Annotated in this window: 12 protein-coding genes and 2 tRNA genes; 4 read left to right on the top strand and 10 right to left on the bottom strand. The window is 66.2% G+C overall.

From position 1 onward, the window contains the following. Nucleotides 1-12: 12 nt before the first annotated feature. Together G9E11_RS00130 and G9E11_RS00125 are read right to left on the bottom strand one after the other, a co-directional pair. Nucleotides 13-813, bottom strand: a complete 801-nt coding sequence (locus G9E11_RS00130; protein ID WP_190603515.1) for an electron transfer flavoprotein subunit beta/FixA family protein — start codon at nt 811-813, stop codon at nt 13-15. A 252-nt stretch (nt 814-1,065) separates the two neighbouring features. Next, nucleotides 1,066-2,649: a trypsin-like peptidase domain-containing protein gene (locus G9E11_RS00125; protein WP_190601888.1), complete on the bottom strand. Its 1,584-nt coding sequence runs from the start codon at nt 2,647-2,649 to the stop codon at nt 1,066-1,068. Nucleotides 2,650-2,956: 307 nt separating this feature from the next. Here G9E11_RS00125 and G9E11_RS00120 point away from each other — a divergent pair, with 307 nt between their 5' ends. The 3 genes from G9E11_RS00120 (at nt 2,957) to G9E11_RS00110 (ending at nt 7,447) form a co-directional block, all read left to right on the top strand. Continuing rightward, nucleotides 2,957-5,026, top strand: coding sequence for a TPM domain-containing protein (locus tag G9E11_RS00120; RefSeq protein ID WP_190601886.1), 2,070 nt, complete (start codon nt 2,957-2,959; stop codon nt 5,024-5,026). A 108-nt stretch (nt 5,027-5,134) separates the two neighbouring features. After that, nucleotides 5,135-5,929 carry a PspA/IM30 family protein gene (locus tag G9E11_RS00115; RefSeq protein WP_190601885.1) on the top strand — a complete coding sequence of 265 codons (795 nt, stop codon included), beginning with the start codon at nt 5,135-5,137 and terminating at the stop codon, nt 5,927-5,929. A 90-nt stretch (nt 5,930-6,019) separates the two neighbouring features. Next, nucleotides 6,020-7,447: a cryptochrome/photolyase family protein gene (locus tag G9E11_RS00110; protein ID WP_190601883.1), complete on the top strand. Its 1,428-nt coding sequence runs from the start codon at nt 6,020-6,022 to the stop codon at nt 7,445-7,447. 30 nt (nt 7,448-7,477) lie between these two features. Here G9E11_RS00110 and G9E11_RS00105 read toward each other — a convergent pair whose 3' ends face one another. The 5 genes from G9E11_RS00105 to G9E11_RS00085 form a co-directional block, all read right to left on the bottom strand. Continuing rightward, entirely contained in the window at nt 7,478-8,413 is a 936-nt protein-coding gene (locus G9E11_RS00105) for a cytochrome b/b6 domain-containing protein (protein ID WP_190601880.1), read from the bottom strand. A gap of 162 nt (nt 8,414-8,575) precedes the next feature. Beyond that, a tRNA-Met gene (locus G9E11_RS00100) sits at nt 8,576-8,652 on the bottom strand. Between the two features lie 124 nt (nt 8,653-8,776). Beyond that, nucleotides 8,777-8,850, bottom strand: a tRNA-Met gene (locus G9E11_RS00095). A gap of 153 nt (nt 8,851-9,003) precedes the next feature. Then, on the bottom strand, nt 9,004-11,991 hold the full coding sequence (locus tag G9E11_RS00090; protein ID WP_190601878.1) for a UPF0182 family membrane protein: 2,988 nt from the start codon (nt 11,989-11,991) through the stop codon (nt 9,004-9,006). A gap of 130 nt (nt 11,992-12,121) precedes the next feature. Further along, a complete protein-coding gene (locus G9E11_RS00085) occupies nt 12,122-13,282 on the bottom strand; it encodes a YlbL family protein (RefSeq protein ID WP_190601876.1) in 1,161 nt (386 codons plus the stop codon). Between the two features lie 223 nt (nt 13,283-13,505). On the opposite strand from G9E11_RS00085, the gene G9E11_RS00080 reads away from it, so the two are divergent. Beyond that, complete coding sequence (locus G9E11_RS00080) at nt 13,506-14,936, top strand: zinc-dependent metalloprotease (protein WP_190601874.1); 1,431 nt, start codon at nt 13,506-13,508, stop codon at nt 14,934-14,936. A gap of 75 nt (nt 14,937-15,011) precedes the next feature. On the opposite strand, the gene G9E11_RS00075 is transcribed toward G9E11_RS00080, so the two are convergent. The 3 genes from G9E11_RS00075 to nudC all read right to left on the bottom strand — a co-directional run bounded on the left by G9E11_RS00075 (nt 15,012) and on the right by nudC (nt 18,876). Beyond that, entirely contained in the window at nt 15,012-15,605 is a 594-nt protein-coding gene (locus G9E11_RS00075; RefSeq protein WP_190601872.1) for a M48 metallopeptidase family protein, read from the bottom strand. After that, nucleotides 15,605-17,737, bottom strand: a complete 2,133-nt coding sequence (locus G9E11_RS00070; RefSeq protein WP_190601871.1) for an ATP-dependent DNA helicase UvrD2 — start codon at nt 17,735-17,737, stop codon at nt 15,605-15,607. The genes G9E11_RS00075 and G9E11_RS00070 overlap by 1 nt, the downstream gene beginning before the upstream one ends. Before the next feature lie 86 nt (nt 17,738-17,823). After that, nucleotides 17,824-18,876 carry an NAD(+) diphosphatase gene (nudC, locus tag G9E11_RS00065; RefSeq protein ID WP_190601870.1) on the bottom strand — a complete coding sequence of 351 codons (1,053 nt, stop codon included), beginning with the start codon at nt 18,874-18,876 and terminating at the stop codon, nt 17,824-17,826. Nucleotides 18,877-18,940: the final 64 nt, after the last annotated feature.

Here is an 18,940-nt window from a genome sequence, read left to right as displayed (position 1 = left end):
TGTGGAATCCCCTTAGAGCAGCTTCTGGGCGGCCAGGAAGTCAACCAGCTTGATGCCGGCGTCGCCTTCGTCCGTGATGATGGTGCCGGCAGTGCGCGGCGGGCGTTCCTCGGCCGCCGTCACGCGGGTCCAGGACCCGGCGTGGCCCACCTGCGAGGAATCCACTCCGATGTCAGCCAGGGACAGGGTGGTGATGCTCTTGCGCTTAGCCGCGATGATGCCCTTGAAGTTCGGGTAGCGCGGCTCGTTGATCTGGTCGGTCACGGAAACCACGGCGGGAAGCGACGCCTCTACGGTCTCCGAGTGGGTGTCGGCATCGCGGCGTGCCGAGACACGTCCGCCGTCGACCTCCAGGGAGGACGCGAACGTAACCTGCGGAAGCCCCAGACGCTCGGCGAGCTGCGCAGGCACCAGGGAGGTCTCGCCATCGGTGGAGGCCATGCCGGTCAGCACGAGGTCCACGGGGGTGTCCGCGCCGAGGTGGCGGACGGCGGCCGCGAGCGCCAGGGACGTGGCGGCCGCATCAGAGCCGGCGAGGGCCCCGTCGGTGAGGTGCACGCCTTCGGTGGCACCGATCTGCAGGGACTTCTTGATGGCGTTCACAGCGCCCGCCGGACCCATGCTCAAAGCGATCACCTTGTTGCCGGCCTTGGCACCGCCGCGGGCTTCGGCCAGCTGAAGCGCGGCCTCCAGGGCGTACTCATCCAGTTCAGACAGGATGCTTTCGTCGCGGTCCGTGGTGTGGCCCTCGCCGGTGAGGTGCCGGTCGAACTGGGCGTCCGGCACATGCTTGACCAGGACGACGATCTTCAATGTCTCTTCCACTGTGTTTACAGCAGCCTTCCGTGCTTGTGGATAGCCAGCCGGGTGAGGTCGTGGCCGTGGAACGCCCGGGATACGGGTAGCTCCTAGCTAACCATATTGGGCCCGTCATATGACGTCCCGTTAACGCCTGTGTCAAAGGCCAGAGCCAAGGGCAGGGACGACGACGGCGGGCCGCACCCCAAGTGCGGCCCGCCGTCGTGCTGGGCGCAGTTACTGCTCTGCCGCCTATTGCTCTGCTGCCTATTGCTCTGCGGCTGCGCCGAGCGTGACGTCCAGCTGCTGTTCGCGATTGTTGCGCAGGACCGTGATCTTCACTGACGAGCCGGACGGCTGCTCGCGGACGGCTGCCGTCAGCTGGTTCGGGTCACTGATCACCAGATCGTTGAAACGCGTCACCACGTCGCCCGCCTTGATTCCTGCCTTGGCCGCCGCGGAGCCCTGCTCCACCGAGGCCACATCGGCACCCGTCGAGAAGCCCGCCTCCGATTCCGCCTTCGGCTGGACGCTCACGCCCAGCTGGCCGTGCGTGGCCTTGCCGTTGTCGATGATTTCCTGCGCCACGCGCCTTGCACTGTTAATCGGGATGCTGAAGCCGACGCCGATGTTGCCTGTTCCGCTTGCAGCGGAGCTGCCACCCGCGGAGGCGATCGCGACGTTGACGCCGATCACTTCACCCTTGCTGTTCACCAGGGCACCACCGGAGTTGCCCGGGTTGATGGCCGCATCCGTCTGGATGACATTGATGGAGATCGATCCCTTGCTGGCCGAGCTCTGGCCCTGCCCCTGGCCCGGAGGAGCGAACTCGAAGCCCTGGCCCCCGCCCTGGGAGTTGTCCGTCCCCTGCTTCGGGGCTGCCGAGGATGCGACGCTGATGGTCCTGTTCAGCGTGGAGACGATGCCGTCCGTCACCGTGCCGGTGAGGCCCAGCGGCGAACCGATGGCAACAGCCGTGTCCCCGACGTTCAGCTTGCTGGAATCGCCCAGGGCTGCCGGCGTGAGCCCTGACGGGTCGTCCACCTTGATGACCGCGAGGTCGGAAAGCGGGTCCGTACCAACCACCTTGGCACTGAGGACGCGTCCGTCGTTCGTGCGGACTTGAATTTCCGCGTTGGCGGTGGCGCCGTCCAGCGTCACCACGTGGGTGTTGGTGAGGATGTGGCCCTGGTCGTCGAGGATGATCCCCGAGCCCGTGCCGCCGTCGCTGCCGCTGGTGGCTTTGATGGTCACAACGCTCGGTGACGCCTTGACGGCCGCTGCCGTGATCTCGTTGACCGAGTCCTGGTTGTTCACGATCACGGTGCCGGGCTGGCTGCCGGAGCTGACGGCCGGTGCGGTGCCGCCGGCGTCGAACAGGTTGCCGGAGCCAACGGTTGCAACACCGCCGCCCACGAGGCCCGCGGCGAGGATACTGGCCACGAGGGTCCCCACACCGAACGTCGCCTTGCGCTTGGGCTGGCTGCCACGAGTGTCCTGGTACGGGGAATGCGGGTTGTGCTGGGAGTACTGGGTACCGATCGGCTGGGTGCCCGGAGCCGACTGCTGCCCGTAGAAGGGGGCATGCTGCGGGTAGACGGGGTGCGGGCCGTCGGAACGCTGCTGCTGGTTTGGGTCCTGCGCGGGCCGGTACAGCGGCATGGTGGGGTTCCTTTCGGAGTCCAGGCGCACCGTGGGGTTTTCCGAAGCGTTGGCGGTGCCGTGCCCGCCGTCCTGCTGCGCAGGAGGCTGGAGACCCTCAGCGGGCTCAGGCCGAGGGTTCGGATCAACAGGCCGCCCTGAAGGATCTCGGTTCTCAGGTGCTGCGCCCGGTACTGGGTGCTCAGTCATTGGACTTCCTTTCATCCTCGTCTGCATTAACTATGGACGATCCGACTGAAACTAAAACCGACGTTTGCTGGGAGGTTCCTGAATGGCCGCCGGGATGGTGTACCTGACCAGTGTTCGGGACACCACCAAGGTCTCCGGCGCTTTTCGCTGGTGGCATATTCCCCGCCGTGGACGCTCCCGCTAGTGCACCATAGAATCAAGAAGAATTGCCACAGCGACCTGCGGCTTTACACCCGGCGTGGGGGCGCTGCTGCATTCTATGACGGCTGTTCGTCCCGAACCAGCCGCGGCGTGCTGAAGGGTTGCCATGCGGTCAATGTTGAAACGTGTTCTCGCCGTGATCGGCCTGACGGCAATGCTGGCGGCTCCGGCCGCGGCAGCCTGGGCGGACGATCCGGTAACCATCCCCTCCGGCCAAAACATCGTCGACGACGCCAACGTCCTCGGCAGCCGCAAGGGCGAAGTTGAGGACTCCATCCAGAAGCTCCTCAAGGACCACAAGTACAACCTGTACGTGGTCACCGTGAAGTCATTCGAAAATCCGGCTGATGGCAAATCATGGGGACAGGCTGTGGCCACCAAAAAGGGCATGGGCAGGGCAGACGTTCTGCTGGCTATCTCCACCGATGGGCACTATTACTTCGCCCCCAACTCGGCGAGCTCCATAGCGTCGAAGACCGGGAACATCACGCAGAACGCCATTGCGGCCAACCTCGGCGGCGGCAAGAGGGACTTTGCCCAGGCTGCCATTGATACTGCGGGGGCCATCGGAGACGCGGCAGGCGGCGGAAGCGGAACAGTACCTTCGGGCGCCGGTGCAGGCACGGCCGTCCTGGTGGGCGCCGGCATCGTGGCCGCCGGTGGCGCGGGCACGTACCTTTACCTGCGCAACAGGCGCAAGAAGGCTGGGCAGGCGTCCAGCGCAAGCTACGGCCCGCAGGGCGCGGAGCTCGATCCCCTAGCTGGCATGAGCATCGACGACCTGCGCCGGAAGAGCGGCTCCCTGCTGATTGAAGCCGACGACGCGATCAAGTCGAGCGAGCAGGAACTGGGCTTCGCCGAGGCGCAATACGGGGAAGCGGCCGTGGGCAACTTCACCAAAGCTCTCCAGGAGGCGAAGGCGCACATGTCTGAGTCGTTCAAGCTGCAGCAGCAGCTGGACGACCACATCCCCGACACCGAAGAACAGCAGCGCAGCTGGCTCGGCGAAATCATCAGGAGGTCGGAAGCGGCTCTGGCGTCGCTGCAGGAGCAGAAGGCCGACTTCGACTCGCTGCGCGAACTCGAGAAGAACGCGCCGCAGGCGCTCGCAGCAGTGGACGCCGGCGCCACGGACGCGGACGCAAAGATCGCCCGGGCCGACCTGACCCTGGCCGAACTGCGCGGCAAGTACGCGGACAGCGCTCTGGCCCAGGTGTCGGACAACATCAGCCAGGCCAAGGAACGGCTGGCCTTCGTGCAGAACGCCAGCGCCGCTGCACGTGAAAAGCTCGCGGCCGGAGAGGGAAGCCTCGCCGCCGTGGCCGTCCGGGCATCGGAGGAGAGCCTGCACCAGACGAACGTGCTGCTCGATGCAATCTCCAAGGTGGCCGGCAACCTGGACTCGGCCCGTCAGGGACTGGAATCCGCTGTTGTGGACACCTCCCAGGACCTTGCCCAGGCGAGAGCCATGATCCAGTCCGGCGCCCACCGCGAACTTGAGGGACCTGTTGCCGGAGTGGAAGCAGCCCTTGCCCGGGTAAAGAGCGAAATCCAGAGCGGCAAGATCGACCCCATTGCCACTCTGGAGCGGGTTGAGTCGGCGCACCAGGCCCTCGACCAAGCCCTGGGCGGGATCCGGGACCAGCAGGAACAGGCCCGCAGGGCTCAGGCGTCCCTGCAGCAGACCATCATGTCGGCGCAGGCGCAGATCAGCGCCACGTCGGATTACATCACCGCCCGCCGCGGCGGCGTCGGCACCGAGGCCCGGACCCGGCTGGCGGAGGCCCAGCGCAACCTCGATTACGCGCTCTCCATCTCCCGCAATGACCCCCTGACCGCGCTGACCTACGCGCAGCAGGCGCATGCGCTGGCTGCCCAGGCGGCCCAGTTGGCACAGTCTGACGTCGACAGCTTCGGCTACGCCAACCAAGGGTACGGCCAGGGATACGGCCGCGGCGGCATGTTCGGCGGCGGCGGAGGCGGCGGCCTGGGCGGCGCGATCCTTGGGGGCATCCTCATCAACTCCATCCTCAACGGCGGCAGCGGCGGCGGCTGGGGCGGCGGACACGGTGACGGCGGTGGCTGGGGCGGCGACTCCGGCGGTTTCGGCGGGGACTTTGGCGGAGGAGACTTCGGCGGGGGCGACTTCGGCGGCGGGGACTCGGGAAGTTTCTAACCGGCATTACTAAGGGCCGGCCCGGCCACCGGGCCGGCGGATAGAAGCGGTATAACAACAGTTCACTGTATTCAGTGGCACACACGGAGCAGGACGAAAGGTAACACCATGGTTAAGCAGTCCATTTTTGGCCGCATGGCGCAGCTCGCTAAAGCGAACATCAATTCCTTGCTCGATCAGGCCGAGGACCCCCAGAAGATGCTCGACCAGATGGTGCGGGACTACAGCAACAACATCGCCGAGGCCGAGTCCGCAGTGGCGCAGACCATCGGTAACCTGCGGATGCTGCAGGACGACTACAACGAGGACGTGAAGAACGCCCAGGACTGGGGCAACAAGGCTCTTGCGGCTTCACGCAAGGCCGATGAGTACCGCAGCAATGGCAACGCCTCTGATGCCCAAAAGTTCGACAACTTGGCAAAGGTTGCCCTGCAGCGCCAGATGGCTTCCGAAAGCGAGGCCAAGGCCGCGGAACCGAGCATCGCGTCACAGGCCGACGTGGTGGACCGCCTTAAGACCGGACTCGACCAGATGAAGGGCAAGCTGAACCAGCTCACGAGCAAGCGCAATGAACTGGTCGCCCGCTCCAAGACCGCGGCTGCCCAATCCCAGGTCCACGATGCGCTGAAGAGCATCGACATCATGGACCCGACAAGCGAGGTTGGCCGGTTCGAAGAGAAGATCCGGCGGGAGGAAGCCAAAGTCCGCGGCCAGCAGGAGCTCGCGGAGTCGAGCCTTGACGCCCAGTTCAACCAGCTTGAGGACCTCGGCGAGCAGACGGAAATCGAGGCCCGCCTGGCGGCACTGAAGTCTGGGAACGCGAAGCCGGCCATTGGAGCAGGAGGCACCGCGGCATCCGCATCCGCGAACACGGTGGACGAGGCGGACTTCGACAAGCTGTAGTCGCGCACTCAAACCTGGGCGCACCGCTACGGGGCCGGGATCCACATGGATCCCGGCCCCTGCCGTCTCCAGGACCTGTAGCGTGAATCCATGGCTTCCACCATTGTCTGGCTCCGTGACGACCTCCGCCTCGACGACAATCCCGCCCTCGCCGCCGCGGCTGCACTGCCGGATCCGGTGACGGTGGTGTACATCCTCGACGAGGACTCCCCCGGCATCCGCCCGCTGGGCGCGGCAGCGAAATGGTGGCTCCACCACTCCCTGTCCGCCCTCGCCGCCAGCCTCGAGGCGCGCGGGTCACGGCTGTTGCTGCGCCGGGGCGCCGCCGCTTCGGTCATCGAGGATTTGGCGGCTGCGACCGGCGCCGGCAGGTTGTTCTGGAACCGGCGTTACAGCCTGCCGGAGCGGACCATCGACGCAGGCATCGAGGAGTGGGCCGCCGGGCAGGGCATTGAGAGCACCAGCTTCCAGGCAAACCTGCTGTTCGAGCCGTGGACGGTGCGCACCGGTTCAGGCGGGCCGTACAAGGTCTTCACACCGTTCTGGCGTTCCTGCCTGGCCGGTGCCGAACCGCGCCTTCCCACCGATGCCCCGGACCAGTTGCCGCAGCCCGCAGCAGCCGGAACGTCCGGACGCCCGCCGGCCGGTGACCGGCTGGACGGTTGGCGGCTCCTCCCCCGCAAGCCCGACTGGAGCGGCGGTCTCGCCGCGACGTGGACCCCCGGCGAAGACGGCGCCCACGACCGGCTGAAAGATTTTCTCGGTGGGCCCGTGGAGGACTACGGCAGGGGCCGCGATTTGCCGGCCGTCGAGGGAACCAGCCGCCTCTCGCCGCACCTGCGTTTTGGCGAAATTAGTCCCTTCCGTGTCTGGCATTCCCTGCGGGAACGCTTTCCCCGGCACGCACCGGCCGGCGTCGGGATCTTCCGCAGCGAGCTCGGCTGGCGTGAGTTCTGCTGGCAGCTGCTGTACGAGAATCCGGACCTGGCCACGCAAAACTACCGCCGGGAGTTCGACAACTTCGCCTGGCAAACGCCGTCGGACGCCGAACTGGAGGCCTGGCAGCAGGGGCACACAGGCTATCCCCTGGTAGACGCCGGAATGCGGCAGCTGTGGCAGACCGGGTGGATGCACAACAGGGTGCGGATGGCTGCGGCGTCGTTCCTGGTGAAGAACATGCTTGCGGACTGGCGCGTGGGCGAGGCCTGGTTCTGGGACACCCTGGTCGACGCCGACGCGGCAAACAACCCGGCCAATTGGCAATGGGTGGCGGGCTCGGGCGCGGACGCGTCGCCTTACTTCCGCATTTTCAACCCGGTGACGCAGAGCAAGAAGTTCGACGCCGGAGGCAGTTACCTGCGCGGCTACATACCGGAACTCGCCGACCTGGATGACCGGACGGTGCACGAGCCGTGGAAGAACGCAGCGGCGGCTCCGGGCTACCCGGAACCGCTGATGGGCCTGCAGGAATCCCGTGAAAGGGCGCTGGACACTTACCAGCGGCTCAAGGACAGGTGAGCTGCCCCGGCGGGCAGCAATGCCGGCGGGCTAGCGGCTGGTGACCTTGCCCATGAGGGACGCGATCGGGCGCAGGAACAGAGGCCGCGCCAGGAACCACGCCGCAACCATCACCGCAACTGATGCCGCGAAGAACCAGAAACCGACCCAGCTCACGTCGTCGCTGCCGCCGTACATGTGGTTGAGGTTGCGGAGCGCGCCCGTGGCCAGGACCAGGAACACGTGCACCACAATGAAGGCCACGAAGTAGATCATCACCGGGAAGTGCACTGCGCGGGCGGCCTCGATGGGGAAGCCCTTGTTCAGCCCGGCGGCCTTCTTGGGCCACGCGGCCGACATCCGCAGGCCCGTGATGAAGGCCAGCGGAGCGGCGATGAAAACCGTGGCGAAGTAGGTCAGCAGCTGCAGGGCGTTGTAGTTGACCCAGCCGTCCTCCGTGGGCCAGTTCAGCGAAGCGTACTGCAGGGCGGCCGAGACGGCGTTCGGGAAAACATCCCATGATGTGGGAACGATCCGCGTCCACTGGCCGGTCGCGAACAGCAGGATCACAAAGACGATCCCGTTCAGGATCCACAGCGCATCAAGGGTGAGGTGGAACCATAGCTCCAGGCTGATCTTGGTAGGAGCCGTCCGGGTCCTGACAAGGCCCTTATTGTTCCGGGTCCAGTAGCCGCCCGGGCGGGTGGTGGTACGGACCTGCCAGCCTGAACGGATGATGAGCAGCAGGAAGAAGGCGTTCAGGAAGTGCTGCCAGGCCAGCCAGGCCGGGAAGCCCACGGGGGCGCCGGCGGGAAGCTCGGAATGTCCGGGGTAGTCCTCCATGAAGGAGGCAACGGCGGGCAGTCCCGTGATCCACTTTGCGAGGAGCACCACCAGCACCAGTGCCACGAGCGCTGCAGGCACCGCCCAGTACAGCCTGGCGCGCTTGCCCCTGGCAGTGCCGGACTTGTTCTTCGTTGTGGACATCGAGCTATCCATTCCTCTCGAGAATGACTGACCAGTGTAGGCGCCCTGCGGCGGCCAGGAATTCCGGGCCCTGCGAAAGAGAATACTAGGAACCCCGAGCACATGAACAAATGCTCCGGTAATGCAGAAAGCCCCGGCCACATTGTGGCCAGGGCTTCCTTCTGGTTGCGGGGACAGGATTTGAACCTGTGACCTCTGGGTTATGAGCCCAGCGAGCTACCGAACTGCTCCACCCCGCGTCGCTTGATCAACAATACCCTACTTTTGCGGAGGCTTTGACCACTGCTGTTTCGCTTGGGCCAGAAACTCTCCGGACAACAAAAGACCCGGACCACCATGCGGTGATCCGGGTCTTTTCTTCAGTTGCGGGGACAGGATTTGAACCTGTGACCTCTGGGTTATGAGCCCAGCGAGCTACCGAACTGCTCCACCCCGCGTCGCAAGAACTACTCTACCGGCCGGTGAACAGGAGGCCAAATCCAAACGACGTGATCTGCGTCTCGGGAACCCTGGGCCCGGCTAATGCACGAAAGGCCGGCCCATCCCCGTCGCGGGGAGGGCCGGCCTTTCACTTACTCAGCTGCCTTCAGTCAGCTGCTGGGTGTCGGCGTCGGCGTCGCGGACGGCGAGGTCTGACTGCTGGCCGTGCCGGTACTGCCAATCCTGGCCTCGGCGTCGAGCGCTTTCTTCAGTGCCGCCGACAGCTTCTTCTGCTGCTCGCCGTACGCCGCAAAGTCGCCCTTGGCCAGCGCGTCCTGGCCGGCCTTGATGGCCGCGTTTGCTTCATCCAGCGCGGCCTTCAGCGCCGCCTTGGCGTCTGCCGCGGGGGCCGGTGTGGCGCCTCCGCCGCCCGGCGTTGCGGGCGTCTGCCCATTGTTGTCGGAGTCACCGGCCGTCGCTCCGGACCGGCCCCCGAACAGCTGATTCAGAGCCTCGTCCAAGGTGGGCGCGAAACCGATCTTGTCGCCAAAGGCCACGAGCACCCTCTGCAGCGTCGGATAGGACGTTTCACCCGTGGACTTGAGGTACACCGGCTGGATGTACAGCATGCCCCGGCCGGCAGGAAGCGTCAGCAGGTTGCCGTTGAGCACATCCGATGCGCCCTGCCGCAGCAGGTTCAGCGCCTGCGAGACGGTGGGATCCGAGTTGAATTTGTTCTGTGCCTGGCCGGGGCCGGGCACCTGGGCTTCGGGCGGAACCTGCAGCAGCCGGAGCTGCCCGTAGCTGTCCGCCTTGACGCCCTTCTTCGAACCCGCGTCGGAATCCGCCGCGAGGAAGCCGTAGAGAACGTTGCGGGCGTTATTGTTGACCACCTGCGGAATGTAGGACGACGTCAGCTGGAACGCCGGGGCCTTCTGGTCCGGCATCTGCAGTGACATGTAGAACGGCGGCTGCTTGACCTCTTCGGACACGGTGGGATCGTTCGGAACGCTCCACGCGTCGTCGTTCTTGTAGAAGCTCACGGGGTCCGTCACGTGGTAGCGGCCCAGCAGCTCACGCTGCACCTTGAACAAGTCCTCCGGGTAGCGGACGTGGCTCATGACAGCGGCGGACATCTCCGAATAGGGCTTCAGCGTGGAAGGGAACACCTTCTGCCAGGCCTTCAGGAGCGGGTCCTGGTCGTCCCAGGCGTAGAGAGTCACGGAGCCGTCATAGGCGTCAACGGTTGCCTTGACCGAGTTGCGGATGTAGTTGACGGAGCTGTTGGGCAGTGCCACGTTGCGGCCGGCGGTGGTCTGCGAATCCGTGGTGGCGTCGGAGAGCTGTTCCTGCTGCGAGTAGGGGTAGTACTGGCTCGTGGTGTAGCCGTCCACGATCCACTTGACCCGGCCGTCAACGACGGCGGGATAGGCATTGCCGTCCACCGTCAGGTAGGGTGCCACCTTCTGCACGCGTTCACGCGGGTTGCGTTCGTACAGGATCTGGGAGGCGTCGTTCACGCCGTCGGACAGCAGCAGGTCCGAGGACTGGAACTTGATTGAGTACAGGACCTTGTTGAAGAAGCTGCCGACGTTCGGCCCGCCGTTGCCGGTGAAGGTGTACTGGGTCTCGCCGCCTTCCTTGGACGCCGGGCGGTCCTGCTCACGGTGCGCCGCGCCTTCCGGGGCACCTACGATCGAGTACTCCGGCGAGTCCTCCCCGAAGTAGATGCGGGGTTCGTAGGTCTGGTCATTGCCGAGGACGCCGGTGGACGGAATGCCGGACTGCAGGAACTCTGGCTTTCCGTCGGCCGTGAACTTGTTGCCCTTCGCGGCGACCACGCCGTAGCCGTGGGTGTAGACGATGTGGCGGTTCAGCCAGGACTGCTGGTCGGCGGCGAGGCCGTCCGGGTTCAGCTCGCGCACCGCGATGACGGTGTCCTGCATCTTGCCGTCCACCATGTACCTGTCGACGTTGAGCGCCTTGGGGAACTGGTAGTACGGACGGAACTGCTCGAGCTGCGAGAAGGCGTCCGAGATCAGGTTGGGGTCCAGGAGCCGGATGTTGGCTGTGGTCTGGGCGTCCGGAGCCAGGGCGCCGGCGGTCGTGGTGGTGGTGGCGTTGTACCGCTCCACCTTGACCTGGTCCAGGCCGTAGGCTGCCCGGGTCATGCCGATGTTGCGCTCGATGTACTTCCGTTCAAGGGTCTGCTCGGAGGGGCGGACCTGGAACTGCTGGATGACCCACGGGTAGACGCCGCCGGCAAGGATGGAGGTGATGACCAGCATCGCCGTGCCGATGACCGGAAGCCGCCACTTGCCGATGACGGCTGCGATGATGAAGAGGATGGCGACCAGTGCCGCCGCCACGGCCAGGATCGCCTTCGTGGGAATGACGGCGTTGACGTCGGTGTACAGCGCGCCGGCCCAGCGGCCCCCGCTGTTCTGCAGTGCGGAGTAGCGGTCCAGCCAGAAGTTGATGCCCAGCAGAATCAGGAACGAAGCGCCGGTGACGGCGAGGTGGATCTGCGCGGCGCGGCTGGTGAAGATGCCGCGTTCCATGATCCTGATGCTGCCGTAGAGGTAGTGGGTGAGGATGCCCGCGATGCCGGCCACGATGGCCACGCTGATCAGGAACCCGGTGACGAAGCCCAGGAACGGCAGCGTCATCAGATAGAAACCGATGTCCAGTCCGAACTCCGGATCTTTCTGGCCGAAGGACTCCTGGTTGAAGAACAGCATGACCTTTTGCCACTGGCTGGAGGCGGCGCTGCCGGCGAAGAGCCCAAACAGCACAGGCAGCCCGATCATGACCACACGCCGTACGGGTTCCAGCTGCGCCTGGTAGCGGTTGAGGTTATCCCGGATCTCTGAGTCCGGCGCATAGACGGGCCGGGCGTGGTAGGCGATGCGGATCGCGTAAAACACGGCCGCGAACATGAGGAGGAAGCCGGTGGCAAATATGCCGATCCGGGCCAGGTTCTCCGTCAGGAACACTTCGAAGTAGCCAAGCTGCTGGTACCACAGGACGTCCGTCCATACATTGGCGAAGAAGATGAACCCGACAACAACCAGCGCAACGACGATGAGCGTGGGCGTCAAGGCACCTCGCCTTGTCTGGAGTTTTCCGGGCGGGGTGGGGCTGGCAGGACGGGACAAACTCGTACCTCATAGCTTTTGTCAGTTGCTGGTATTAATTTTAAGTTTTCAGTGGAACGCCTGCATAGCGCCGGCACCGGCTGTCAATAAGTGCCACGAGCGGACCGGGGCCTTAGTTCCTCGATTTAGTCTAGTTGTTGGTGCAGCCCGGAAGACCCGACGTGTCCGCGCCCTTGGCGGCCAGCTCCACGGCCGATTTTGCCTCGTCCAGGTTTTCCACCTTGACCACCTGCAGCCCGTCAGGAATATGCCCCACAACTTCTGCGCAGTTCGCCGCCGGGGCGAGGAACATGGTGGCGCCGTCGTCCCGGGCACCGTGCATCTTCACCGCGATGCCACCGATCGGGCCCACCACGCCGTCGGGGCTGATGGTGCCGGTCCCCGCGATGTGTCTTCCGCCGGTGAGATCCCCGGGCGTCAGGGTATCCATGATTCCCAGGGCGAACATCATCCCGGCGCTCGGGCCGCCCACCTTGTCCAGGGATATCTTCACGTCGAACGGAAAGGTGAAGCGGTACTGCAGCAGCACGCCCAGGATGTACCGTCCGGACGGGTTCTTCGCCGGCGTCACGGTTTCCGTGACCTGCTTGCCGTCCCGGCTTACGACGACGACGGCGGGCTTCCCCTTTCCAGCGGCCAGTTCGTCCTGGATCACCTCCAGCGAGGTGACAGGTTTGGCGTTGATGGAGGTGAAGATGTCACCCTTCAGCAGTTTGCCCTGCGCGGCCGACCCCTCGGACAGGTCCGCCACTTCGAGCTTCTGCGTGTAGGCGATATCGAGCCCCTTCAGGGCCGCCGCCACCGCGTTCTCCTGCGACGTGGCCATGGCCACGGCACTCTCCTGCTGGGAGCTTTCCTTGGTCACACCCGCCGGGAAGATCAGTTCCTCGGGATACACCGACTTGGAGCCGTCCAGCCAGGCCGAGAACGCCTCAAAGACGCTTACGGGACCGTTGGGGCCGCCGTCGACGTAGACAGTGGTCAGATCAAGGTTCCCCTTGGCCGGGAACGTCTCGCGGCCGGAAACGCTGATCACTGGCGTCGCATTCTCCGTGCCCAGGGTGTTGAACGTCGGCCCCGGCGATTCCACCACATACGGGACCGGAAGGACTGCGGCCGTCACGCCCAGCCCGAGCGCCAGGAGCCCGGACAATGTCATGGCGGAGATGCGGGGATCCCTGCCCCGGGCACGCCCGGACCGGCGGGTGTCCCCGGTTCCGTCGGCATTCCTGCCACCGGCGGCGGGCGCCGGGGACTCCTCTGCGGGCTGGCCGCCCTTGGTAATCGTCACTGAAGGACCTCTCCGCACCGCGTCGTTCAGCGCTGCACCGCGGCCGCAGCCCGGCGAACGGCCCGGGGCGCAGCCTACATACGTTCCGGCTTCTAACAGTACGCGTCCGGGCCTGCCGTTAGCTCTTTGCCTACAGCGAACGTCCCCGCTTTCGGCAGACAGCCGCTCCCGCACAGGGGTAGCGTGAAGTTGATTAATAGTCACACCGACGATCGGCGGGATCATGACCTCCAATCCACTCAATCCGTCCAATGGCGACGAAAATCCAAAGGATCCGCTCGCAGAGATGCTGCAGAACCTCATGGGCGGCAAGGGCCTGGGTGACATTGACCCCGCAGAACTGGCCAAAGCAGCCGGACTGCCGAACGATCCCAACCTGCTGGCCCAGATGTTCTCACAGGTGCAGGCCATGATGAGCGCGCCCTCGGAGGGCCCGGTCAACTGGAAGCTCGCCCATGAGAACGCCCGCCGCGTCGCCGCGGGCAGCTCCGACCCCTCGGTCACGCCCGCGCAGTCACGTGAAGTGGATGAGGCGCTGCGGCTCGCCGAACTGTGGCTCGACCAGGTCACCGACCTGCCCGCTACAGGCCTCATCGGCAAGGCGTGGTCCCGCGCCGAATGGGTGGAGGAGACACTCGGCACCTGGAAGCGGCTGACAGAGCCCGTGGCCAACAGTGTGGCCAACGCCCTCTCCACCGCCATGACGGAGCAGATGCCGGAGGAGATGAAGTCCATGATGGGCGGCGCCTCGTCCATGCTGCAGAACGTGGGCGGTGCCATCTTCGGCATGCAGCTGGGCCAGGCCATCGGAGCCCTGTCCACCGATGTGGTCAGCTCCACGGACATCGGAGTTCCCTTGGCCGATCTGGAGATGGCGCTGCTTCCCGGCAACGTGGCCAAATTCGGCGAGGGGCTCAGCCTTCCCGAAAACGACATCCGGCTCTTCCTCGCCGTCCGCGAGGCCGCCCATGCCCGCCTGTTCGTCCAGGTTCCGTGGCTGCGCGGGCACCTGCTGGGTGCCATTGAGGCCTACGCCCGCGGCATCCACATTGACACGTCCCGGATCGAGGAGCTGGCGCGGGACCTTGATCCCAGCAACCCGGAGGGGATCCAGGAGGCCCTCTCACAGGGCGTCTTCATGCCGCAGCGCACGCCGGAACAGGACCAGGCCCTGCAGAAGCTGGAGACGGCCCTTGCCCTCGTCGAGGGATGGGTGGACGAGCTCACCGCTGCCGCCACGGAGAAGGTCCTCCCCTCTGCCGCAGCGCTCCGCGAAACGGTCCGCCGCCGCCGGGCCACCGGCGGTCCCGCGGAACATGCGTTCGCTTCCCTCGTCGGACTGGAGCTGCGGCCCCGCCGCCTCCGCGAAGCCGCCACGCTGTGGGCGTCGCTCAAGGCCGAGCGCGGCATCGACGGCCGCGACGCCATCTGGAAGCATCCGGACCTGCTCCCCACCGCCGAGGACCTTGACGATCCCAAGGGATTCAGCGAACGCCGCAAGCTCGCCGAGGCCAGTGACAGCGAAGTGGACGATGCCCTTCAGAAGCTGCTGAACGGCGGATTTGACAGCCCCGACGAGGGCGCTGGGGAAAAGACCGATGAGGACGAAGGCGAAAAGCCGTCCGGCGACGACGGCTCCGCGCCGAAGAGCTAGTCGAAACCCCGCTGGTTGAGCTCGTCGAATGGTTTCGACAAGCTCAACCAGCGGGGCCTGCTCAACCCGCGGTCTTTAGAGAGCCGGTTCAGCCTCGCCTGCCGGCAGGGCGCGCGACGTGGCAAACGACACGCCCTCCAGGAAAGCCTTGGCCCGCTCCGTTTCGGGGTAGGCCTCCAGCAGCTTCCAGAACGCGGCGTTATGGCCTGCCACCAGCAGGTGAGCCAGTTCGTGCAGCAGCACGTAGTCGATGACCCACTGCGGCATGGGCCGGAGCTTGTCCGAAAGCCGGATGGATCCGTCCGAGGGGGTGGCTGAACCCCAGCGGGAGTTCTGGTTGCTGACCCACCGGACCGATGTCGGGGCCGACCTGCCGCCCAAGTACCTGGCCGAGAGCTGGGCAGCGTGCGCGGCCAGCGCCGCGTCCGAGGAAGGCCGCCGCCCCGCACCGCTGGAACGCTTCTCCCCCTGGGTCCGGAGCTTCTCCAGCATCCGGTGAACCCAGTCCGCCTCCTGCGCCCGGCTGAAGTGGGCGGGGATGGCGACGACTGCGGTGCCGTTCTCCCAGAAGGCTGCGACCGTGCGGCGCCGGCGGGCAGAGCGCCGGATCTCAACCGGAGCCCCGTCATGGGTGGTCAGTGGCCTGCCGGTCTCTTGGTTTCCGCGCATCAGAATGTGCTGCTTTCCGTCAGCACCGCGAGGACTGCCTCGCCGTACCGCTCGAGTTTGGACGGACCTACGCCCGCGAGCCGGGCCAGTTCCTCGAGCGAGGACGGCCGGGCTTCGGCGATGGCAGTCAGGGTTGCGTCGGTGAAAACCACGAAGGCCGGGACGTCGGCGGAATGTGCGACTTCTTTGCGCCATTCACGGAGCGCGTTGAACGTCTGCTCTTCATAGCTGGGCGGGCACTGGCTGCAGCGGCCAACCTTCCGTTCGGCTCCGCTGGCCAGCATGCTGCCGCAGACCCGGCAGGATGCGGGGGCGGCCGCCTTGCGGCGCGGCGCGGGTCCCCTCCCCCGTGCGCTCGAACTGGCCACGGAGTCCGGGCGCAGCCCGTCGAGAAAGCGGGACGGTTTGCGGTTGGCACGCCCGCCGGGGGTCCGGGCGGTGGACCACGAGAGGGACAGGTGCTCGCGGGCCCGCGTGATGCCGACATAGAGCAGCCGGCGTTCCTCGTCCACCGCGGCAGGATCGTCCGCGAAGGAGATGGGCATGAGCCCTTCGCTAAGCCCCACGAGGAAAACCGCGTCCCATTCAAGGCCTTTCGCCGCGTGCAGGGACGCCAGCGTGACCCCTTGGACGGTGGGGGCGTGCTGGGCAACGGAGCGTTCCTGAAGTTCGTTCACGAAGTCAGCCAGGCCGAACTGCGGCCCCCGGTTCTGCGCCAGCTCGTCCGCCAGAGCCACCAGCGCGGCCAGGGATTCCCAGCGTTCCCGCAGGGCACCCCCGCTGTGCGGGGCGGTGTCCGTGTAACCCAGCGACGCGACGATGTCGCGCACCAGCTGGCCCAGCGGCTGGGGATCGGACTCGGATACGGCACGGGTGGCCGCACGGAGCTGCAGGATCGCGTCGCGGACCTCCTTCCGGGCAAAGAACCTCTCGCCGCCGCGCAGCTGGTAGCCGATCCCGGCCGACGCCAGAGCCTGCTCGTAGGCCTCCGACTGGCCGTTGGTGCGGAACAGGACAGCGACCTCACTCGCCGGCACGCCGTCGTCGAGGAGTGTGCGGATCTTGCCGGCGACGGTTGCAGCCTCGGCCTCGTCATCCGTGCATTCCGTGAATTGGGGCAGGGGTCCCGGGTCCCGCTGGGCCACGAGCTTCAGCGGCGCGGCCCAGGCAGCATCGGCCGCCGGTCCGCCGCTCCGGCGCGAGGCGAGGAGATCGTTGGCCAGCTTGACCACCTGCGGAGTGGAACGGTAGTCCCGGACCAGCTTGACCACGTTCGCGTCCGGGTACTGGGCCTTGAACCCGAGGAGGTGCTTCGGGGATGCGCCGGTGAACGAGTAAATGGTCTGGCTGGCGTCACCCACGACGCACAGCTCGTTGCGGCCGCCGAGCCAGAGCTCCAGGAGGCGCTGCTGCAACGGGGAAACGTCCTGGTATTCGTCCACCACGAAGTGCCGGTACTGTTCCCGGACCGTCGCCGCCACCTTGGGGTCTTCCTGCAGGATGCCCACAGTAATCAGGAGGACGTCCTCGAAGTCGATAACGTTGCGGTCGGTCTTCACGTCCTCGTAGGCCTGGAACACGCGGGCCACGGCCGTAAGGTCAAAGCCTCCCGGCGCGCCCCTGTCCTGCGCGTTTTCCAGATAGTTGGCGGGCGTCAGCATGGATACCTTGGCCCACTCGATTTCCGACGCCAGGTCTCGGATGGAAGCACGGTCGGTGCTCAGCCGAAGCCGCCGGGCGGCCTCGGCGATCATCTGTGCTTTGTGGTCCAGCAAGTTGGGCAGCGCTCCGCCCACCGCCTGCGGCCAGAAAAACTGGAGCTGCCGCAGCGCGGCAGCGTGGAACGTCCTGGCCTGGACGTTCCCAACCCCAAGATCGCGGAGCCGGCTGCGCATTTCCGCTGCCGCCCGTGCCGTAAATGTGACCGCCAACAGCCGCTGCGGACTGTAGACCCCCGAGTGCACGCCGTAGGCGATCCGGTGGGTGATGGCGCGGGTCTTGCCGGTGCCGGCTCCGGCGAGCACGCAGAGCGGGCCGGTCAGGGTGGTGGCCACTTCCCGCTGCTCCGCGTCGAGGCCTCCAAGGATCCGGTCCTCCAGGGAGGCGCTGCCATCAGGATTTTCTGTCGTCACTTCTTGCTGCTTGCTTCATGTGGATGGATGGGCTGGTCCGCCATGGTGGCGTCAACGGTGTGCATGTTGCCGGCCGGGCCTGCTGGTCAGTCGTCAGCCGGACGGTCCTGGATCACGCCGCCGTACCAGTGCTCGATGAGGGACCTGGCGATGGAGAGCCTGGTGGAAATGGTAATTTCGCCGCTGAGCACTGCCTCCTGGAGTTCCTCCCGGCTGAACCAGCGTGCCCTGGTGACCTCGACGCCGTCGGGCTTCGCTTCTGTGTCGTCGGTGACGGCTGTAAAGCCGAGCATAAGGGACGCCGGGAACGGCCACGACTGGGAGCCGAGGTACTGGCACGCCCTCACCCGCACGCCCACCTCTTCCTGGATTTCCCGGACGACGGCCTGTTCGAGGGATTCCCCTGGCTCGACGAATCCTGCCAGCGTGGAGTAGTTCTTCGCGTCCAGCGGACCGCCACCGCCCAGCAGGACGCGGCCGTCCGGGCCGACCACCGTGACGATGATGGCCGGGTCCGTGCGCGGGTAGTGTTCGGAGTTGTCGGCCGGGCACCGCCGGACCCATCCGCCGGCCTCCACGTTTGTGGCGGCGCCGCACCGGGGGCAGTGGGTGTGGGTGGCGTGCCAGTTGGCAATGGCACTGGCCTCAACGAACAGGGCGGTGTGCGTCGCGTCCAGTTGCGCGGCGACGTCCCGGAATCCTTCCCAGGTGGCGCCGGCGGGCAGGCCGGCAGTACCGGGGTCCACCGGTTCCGGCAGAATGAAGAGCAGGACACCCGTTCCGGCCGGCAGGTCCTCCGAGCCGAGGGCCGCGCCGAGATAGATGACGTGCGCCGGGCCGGACGCCGTTCCCTCAAGCCGGTCCAGCAGTGGTCCGGCCTCCGCCAGGACGAGCGCGTCCCCGTCCACCAGCGCGTGCCGGCCGGACAGGAGCATCGCCTTGGCCGTTCCCGCGGCAAGCAGGTCCGGAATGAGGCCTGGGCTCATCCGTTCAACCGACCCCCTGTTGACCATTGCGGGCCGAACCGGCAGCACGGTATCGAAGAGATGGTTGGCCGGCAGTTGGCCTGCCGGCAGCTGGTTTTCCGTGGTGGCGCCCGCCGCTTGACCGACCGGCGCAGCGGCCTCCGCATGACTCATGTATCCACCGTACTGACTAGCAGTGACAATTTACATTTCGGGAGGGCATCGGCAGGCCCGGACT

It is taken from the genome of Arthrobacter ipis (assembly GCF_014694315.1).
GTDB lineage: Bacteria > Actinomycetota > Actinomycetes > Actinomycetales > Micrococcaceae > Arthrobacter > Arthrobacter ipis.
Note: the sequence above shows the minus strand (reverse complement) of the source record. Positions and strands in the feature narration are given on the sequence as shown.